The sequence below is a fragment of the Blastomonas sp. CCH1-A6 genome (assembly GCF_001556365.1).
GTDB lineage: Bacteria > Pseudomonadota > Alphaproteobacteria > Sphingomonadales > Sphingomonadaceae > Blastomonas > Blastomonas ursincola.
This window is the reverse complement of sequence record NZ_LSIS01000404.1, coordinates 1-6,905: the sequence shown is the minus strand read 5'-3', so window position 1 is coordinate 6,905 and position 6,905 is coordinate 1. Positions and strand designations below refer to the sequence as shown.

Annotated in this window: 6 protein-coding genes; 4 read left to right on the top strand and 2 right to left on the bottom strand. The window is 66.0% G+C overall.

From position 1 onward, the window contains the following. Positions 1-969 (top strand): DUF885 family protein (locus tag AX735_RS18520; protein WP_156447544.1); only part of this gene is annotated, 969 nt, incomplete at its 5' end. A 9-nt stretch (positions 970-978) separates the two neighbouring features. Here AX735_RS18520 and AX735_RS18515 read toward each other — a convergent pair. Both AX735_RS18515 and AX735_RS18510 read right to left on the bottom strand, forming a co-directional pair. Then, positions 979-3,963, bottom strand: coding sequence for a sensor histidine kinase (locus AX735_RS18515; RefSeq protein WP_066283193.1), 2,985 nt, complete (start codon positions 3,961-3,963; stop codon positions 979-981). Continuing rightward, positions 3,953-4,588, bottom strand: coding sequence for a response regulator (locus tag AX735_RS18510; protein ID WP_066283189.1), 636 nt, complete (start codon positions 4,586-4,588; stop codon positions 3,953-3,955). The genes AX735_RS18515 and AX735_RS18510 overlap by 11 nt, the downstream gene beginning before the upstream one ends. 300 nt (positions 4,589-4,888) lie before the next feature. Here AX735_RS18510 and AX735_RS18505 point away from each other — a divergent pair, with 300 nt between their 5' ends. The 3 genes from AX735_RS18505 to AX735_RS18495 all read left to right on the top strand — a co-directional run. Next, positions 4,889-5,719, top strand: coding sequence for an alpha/beta fold hydrolase (locus AX735_RS18505; RefSeq protein WP_066283196.1), 831 nt, complete (start codon positions 4,889-4,891; stop codon positions 5,717-5,719). A 4-nt stretch (positions 5,720-5,723) separates the two neighbouring features. Continuing rightward, positions 5,724-6,206 carry a DNA starvation/stationary phase protection protein Dps gene (gene dps / locus AX735_RS18500; RefSeq protein WP_066283186.1) on the top strand — a complete coding sequence of 161 codons (483 nt, stop codon included), beginning with the start codon at positions 5,724-5,726 and terminating at the stop codon, positions 6,204-6,206. Positions 6,207-6,230: 24 nt separating this feature from the next. Continuing rightward, a partial coding sequence (locus tag AX735_RS18495) for a hydrolase (RefSeq protein WP_066283183.1) occupies positions 6,231-6,905 on the top strand: 675 nt, incomplete at its 3' end.

Here is a 6,905-nt window from a genome sequence, read left to right as displayed (position 1 = left end):
GGCGTCGGCAAGCCCGCCTATGACTGGTTCCTCCACCATGTCAGGCTGATGCCCTATGATTCGGACGAGATCGTCACCCTGGCCGAGCGCGAGCTCGAGCGGCACTGGTCCAACTATGCGACCGAGCGTCATCGCAACCGCAAGCTGCCCGAACTCCAGCTGCCGACCAGCGGCGAGGAATATGAGGCCCAGCTCGCGGGCACCGACGCCAAGATTCGCGCCTGGCTGCGCGATGAGGACATCATCACGATCCCCGATTACATTCCAGGCACCTATCAGGAGGTCGGCTTCAATGCTCCCTGGGTCGTGCGACCCAAGGGCCCGATGTTCTGGGAGCAGGTGCAGTTCCGCGATGCGTCGCCCGACCATCTTCACGCGACCTTTCCCGGCCATCGCTTCGACGGGATGACCGGCGCGCGGGTGACGCACCCGATCCGCCGCCATATCAGCGACAGCGGGCGCACCGAAGGCTGGGGCTTCTATCTGGAGGAACAGGCGCTGCAACTGGGGCTGTTCGACGACCGCCCGCGCACCCGCGAGCTGATCTACATTTTCGGCCTTTTCCGCGCCGCGCGCACGATCGGCGACGTGAAGATGCAGCGCAACGAGATGACGGTCGGTGAGACCATGGCCTTCTGGAAGGAGTGGACGCCCTATCTCGACGACGATGTCGCGCGGGTCGATGCCGGCATCTATATCCGTCGTCCCCCGGGCTATGGCATGACCTACACGATCGGCGCAATGCAGCTGCAGAAAATGCTCGTCGACCGGCGTCGGCAGCTGGGCGATGCGTTCCGGATCAAGGACTTTCACGATTATCTGATGAACACGGGCCGCCTTCCGGTATCGCTGCTGCGCTATGACCTGACCGGGCTGGACGACGAGGTCGGCAAATTGTGGGCCCATGTTCCGCTCGCCAAGGCCATGGCCGCGGACGGTAGCGGAGGTACGGCTCGTTCTGCGCGCTGACGAGCGGGATCAGGCATAGGCGACGCGCGCGGGGATCTGCAGTTCGACCACCGTGCCGAAGCCGTTCGCACTCTCGACGATCAGCTTGCCGCCGATCGCCTCGATCCGCTCCTTCATGCCGAGCAGCCCGAAATGGCCCGGGCGCCCGCCATCGGAGATGATCGTTTCGTGCATCCCGATGCCGTTGTCGCGGACATAGGCACCGAAGGTCCATCGGCCGAATCGCACGCCGAGCTCGATCCGGCTCGCCTGCGAGTGCGCCACGGCATTGTTGAGCGCCTCGCCCAGCACCGCCAGCAGGTCGTCGATGATCTCGGGCGCGATCGGACGCGGGATCTGGGTCAGTTGGATCGGCGCGATCCGGTCCTGCGGATACATGCCGTTGCCCAGCAGCCGGGCCAGTTCCTCGCAGAAATCGCGCAACCGCGGTGTGCGCAGCCCCGTGACGCGATCGCGGCCTTCGACCAGCACCTCTTCGGCGCGTTCAAGCGCCGGCTGCAGGATCGCTTGGGCCTCGGGATCATGCGCAAAACGGTCTGCAACAGCCTGAAAACGCAGGATCAGTCCCTGCACACCCTGAATCATCGTATCGTGCAGCTCGCGCGCGATCCGTTCGCGCTCGCTGGTGCGCACGAGCATCCGCACGCGCACCCGGCTGCTGACCTGCTGCAGGCGCAGGGCGTAGAGCAGATAAAGCAGGCCCAGAAGCGCGAGCAGCGCAAGCGAGCGGAACCACCATGTCTGGTGGATGGCATGCGCGATGGTGAATTCGAGCACCGCAGGTTCGCGGCTCCACACCCCATCCTCGTTCGCGGCCATGAGTTCGAAGCGATAGTCGCCGGGGCCTAAGTCCGCAAAGGTTGCTGTCCGGCGCGGCCCGGCATCGATCCATTGATCCTGCTGTCCGATCAGCCGGTAATGGAAGCGCGCACGGTCGGGCGCTGCAAGCACCGTGGCGGTATATTCAATGGCGAGCGCGGTGACATTGGCGTCCAGGCGGATCCCTGGCCGCGCCATCACCGTCTGCTGGCCAACCGTCAGCGCGCGGATCATCTTGTCGGGCGGGCGGTCGTTGCGGACGAAGGTCGCAGGGTCGATGGTTTCGATCGTGTCGCGGGTGGCAAACCAGATGCGTCCGTCTCGCCCCGCGACAATCTGCGCGCCGGACGATTTCTGGGCGAAGCTGCCCAGGCCCTCGCGAAAGTCGAACAGCCGATAGGGCACAACGGCACCAGGCCGGGCCAACGCGCGGTCGAGATCGGCCGTCTTCAGCCGCACCACGCCCAGATCACCGATGGTCCAGGTGTCCCCCGCCTCGGTCTGGACCATACCGTTGATCGAGCTCGCCCAGGGATAGCGACCGGAATCGAGCAGCGGTTTGCCCGGCAGCAGCGGCGCAGCCAGCCCTGCCGCACCGCTGGTAAAGAGGGTGCGCCTGCCCGGCAGCAGCCCTTCGATGCCATCGCTGGCCACCGCCTTGTCGTCCAGCGCCACGAACGGCAACGCGCTCTTGCCCACCGGTGCTTCTCCCCGGAAATGGATAGCAGCGCGCCCATCGGCCATGATCGCGACATTGCCGGGAATATGCGTCTTGCCGACCACCCCCGGCCAGGCACGCGCCCTGTCCCGTTCGAGCACGAACAGCCCCTGTTGCAGCGCGGGCAGCCAGAGCCGCCAGTCAGCATCCTCACCGCACGAATTGGCTGCGAAGCTGTCAGGCAGCGACGAGGTCGCGCCGATGCTTCCGCTCACCCAGCGCATGGCCTTGCCGCGCAGCACGATCCAGATGCCCTCGCCCCGCGCCGCACAGATCGCCTCGATCACGGTCGGCGAGGTGAAAATCGCCCTGGCCTGCTCGCCGGGTCGGATTTCGAACAGCGTCGTGTCGTTGGCGGCATAGACATAGCCGGCGCTGTCCGTGGCCAGCATGCGGTTGGTCGCAGGGTCGCTCGGCACGCCCAGCGCAGGGCTGATCGGCACCTTGCGGACCATGTTCAGCCCCATCTCGCCGCCGATCCAGACATTGCCCTCGCGATCCTCGAACACCGCGCGCACCGGATCAGACAGCAACCCGTTGCGCGTCGTGAGATGCGCCAAGGTCCGGGTCGGGCTGGCGGGCTTACGGACCCGGAACACACCGTCGCTCCAGGTGGCAATCCACAGATCGCCCTGTCGGTCGAACACGGTGCGGATGCCGAAGGGAATGGGAAAGCCGGAGCTGTCGCGGATCACCTGGCCGTTCCTGCCAATCGGGCGCGTGCGCGTCTTTTCGGTCAGCCAGATCGTTCCATCGGGTGCCTCGGCCAGCGTCGCGCGCGGCTCAGTAACGATGCCCGTCGGCACGAACCGATCGGCGTTGGCTAGCTTGCGATAGACCGCGTCCTCGATCGTCAGCCACAATGTCCCGTCGCGCGCGAACAGCGGGTGCCAGGCGGGCTTTTCGGGCAGGCCCGAGCGTGTATCGAACTCGGTCCAGCGCCCTTTATGCCAGCGCGCGAGCGACTGGGTCCCGCGCCCACCACGGGTGACCCAGATCGCACCATCGGGCCCTTGCGCAATATCGCTGACCTCGCGCGAGGGGTTGGGCATGCCGGCATCGGCGAGCCTGCCATTGTGCCAGACCATCATGCCCTTGCGGCGCGCGAGGCCGATCCACAGCGTCCCGTCGCGCGCCGCGAGCAGCCGTGCGACCACGATGCGGTCGGGATCGGTCGGGCGCGGGCCAATGCGTTCGAAGCGGATGCCGTCGAACCGGAACAGGCCGTCGACGCCCCCTATCCACAAAAAGCCGTCGCGCGACTGGGCGATCGCGTTGATCCGACTCGGCGAGCCTTCCTCAAGCGACCAGTGGTGCAGCTTGTAGCCCGGCAGCGGCAGCGACGGGTCGGCCTCTGCCGCCATCGGCTGCGCGCCGCAGAGCGGGGCGAGCATGGCGAGCAGCAGCAATGCCAGGCCAGCGCGCAGCCCCTTCAGCCAGAGGCCGTCAGAGCTCAATCATGCCCCGCTTGGCCGCCGTGGTGACCGCATGGGTGCGGTCGCGGACCTGAAGCTTGCCGAAGATGCTCTTGATGTTCGACTTGACCGTTTCCTCAGCCAGGCCGAGCTTCCAGGCGATCTGCTTGTTGGGATGGCCCCCGGCGATCAGCTGCAGCACCTCGATCTCGCGCGCCGTCAGCGGCTCCTGGATCGCGTGCAAAGCGATGTCCTGCGCGACATCGGGGTGCAGGTGGCGCTGCCCGCGATGCACCGATCGGATCGCGCCCAGCAATTCGCGGCGCAGGCTGCTCTTGAGCAGGAAACCGGCAGCGCCCGCGCGCAGCGCCGCCATCGCCATCGCATCGCCCGAATAGGTGGTCAGCACCAGGATGCGCGCGTCGGGCCTGATTGCGCGGATCGCCTGCATCGCCTCGACTCCGCCCATTTCCGGCATGCGCAGGTCCATCAGCACGACATCGGGCAGCAGCACCCTGAACTGCTCGATCGCTGTCACACCGCAGGTCGCCTCGCCTGCCACCTCGAGGTCCGGCTGCGGCTCGATGATCGCCCGCACGCCTTCGCGCAGGATCGGGTGATCATCGACGATCAGGATGCGGATCGGGGCTGCATCGGCAGCGGTCATCGGGGAAAATCCTGCCTTTTTCGTAGGGCATGGCGGTATGGGCCGTCCGCTACACCCCTAGCACGACCAGGGCCGGTTTCGAAGCACCCGAATGCGGGGCGAGACTTCACCCGATCGGGTGTATCGGCACGCGCCGGTTCGGATCATCCTATTTGCGCAACAAGGGGACATGGCATGACCGGAAATCCGCTGCACCTCGACCGCCGCCAGTTCATCGCCGCAGGTTCGGCCGCAACGGCGCTCGGCGCTGCCCCTTCGCTTGCCCTTTCCCCCCGCAACCCGGCTTCAGGAGAACGCCACATGGGCACGATCACCACCAAGGACGGCACCACGATCTTCTACAAGGACTGGGGCCCGAAGGACGCACAGGCCATCGTCTTCCACCACGGCTGGCCGCTCAGCGCGGACGACTGGGACAACCAGATGATGCATTTCCTGCTCAAGGGCTATCGCGTCATCGCGCACGACCGCCGCGGGCACGGCCGCTCCAGCCAGACCGATAGCGGCAACGAGATGGACACCTATGCCGCAGATGTCGCCGCGCTGACCGACCATCTCGACCTCAAGGGCGCGGTGCATATCGGCCACTCGACCGGCGGCGGCGAAGTCGCCCGCTATGTCGCGCGCGCCCGCCCGGGCCGCGTCTCCAAGGCGGTGCTGATCGGCGCGGTCCCGCCGATCATGCTCAAGACCGAGGCCTATCCCGGCGGCCTGCCGATGGAGGTGTTCGACGGCTTTCGCGCTGCACTCGTCGCCAATCGCGCGCAGTTCTTCCGCGACGTGCCGAGCGGCCCGTTCTACGGCTTCAACCGCCCCGGTGCGACCGTCAGCCAGGGGCTGATCGACAATTGGTGGCGCCAGGGCATGATGGGCGGTGCCAAGGCGCATTACGACTGCATCAAGGCTTTCTCGGAGACCGACTTTACCGAGGACCTCAAGGCCATCGAGGTGCCGGTGCTGATCCTGCACGGCGAGGACGACCAGATCGTGCCGATCGCCAATTCGGCGGAGCTGGCGATCAAGCTGGTCAAGCGCGGCACGCTGATCACCTATCCCGGCCTCCCGCACGGCATGGCCTCGACCCATGCCGACGTGATCAACGCCGATCTGCTCAAGTTCATCAAGGGCTGATGCGATGACCTATACAAGCCGCATCGACCTTTCCGACCATGTCCGCAAGCAGGCCTGCGCGCTGCTGCAGGCGCGCCTGTCCGACGCGCTCGATCTGGAGGCGCAGACCAAGCAGGCGCACTGGAACGTCAAGGGCCCGCATTTCCTGCAACTGCACCAGCTGTTCGACAGCGTTCATGACGAGATCGAGCAGTTCGTCGACCTGCTCGCCGAGCGCATCACCGCCCTGGGCCATGTCGCCGACGGGCGCGTGACCACCACTGCATCGGCGACCACGCTCTATGGCTATCCGATCGAGGCGACCGGCGGCGAGGCGCATCTGAAGGCGCTGGCCGGCAGCCTGGGCGCTTTCGGCAAGGCGGTGCGCGAGGCCATCGATCAGGCCGGGACCATCGGCGATGCCGATACCGCCGACCTGTTCACCCAGATCTCGCGCGAGACCGACAAGCAGCTCTGGTTCCTCGAAGCGCATCTCCAGGCGCACTGAACCCCTTCCCCAAGGAGACACCCCATGACCTTCCGATCGCAGAAGCTGATCAACGCCGACGACACGCTGTTCATCTTCATCGACCATCAGCCGCAAATGGCCTTTGGCGTCACCAGCATCGACCGCCAGCTGCTCAAGAACAACACCGTGGCATTGGCCAAGGCAGCCAAGCTGTTCGGGGTGCCGATCATCCTGACCGCAGTCGAGACCGAGTCCTTCTCCGGCTATATCTGGCCCGAACTGCTCGACGTGGTGCAGCAGAAGCCGATCGAGCGCACCTCGATGAACTCGTGGGATTCGGAGGAACTGGTCGCCACGGTCAAGGCAAGCGGCCGGAAGAAGCTGGTCATCTGCGCGCTGTGGACCGAGGCCTGCCTGCTCTTCCCGACGCTTTGCGCGATCGAGGACGGGTTCGAGATCTATTTCGTCACCGACGCCTCGGGCGGCACCTCGCTCGAGGCGCATGAAGCGGCCATCCGCCGCATGGAGCAGGCCGGCGCGCACCCGCTGACCACGATCAACGCGATGCTCGAGCTGCAGCGCGACTGGGCGAACCGCGATACCTATGACGGCATCATGAACATCGTGCGCGAGCATATGGGCGCCTACGGCATGGGCGTCGATTATGCCTATACCATGGTGCACAAGGCCCCGCAGCGCGGCAGCTTCGCGCACGATGTTCATGATGCCGTCATAGGT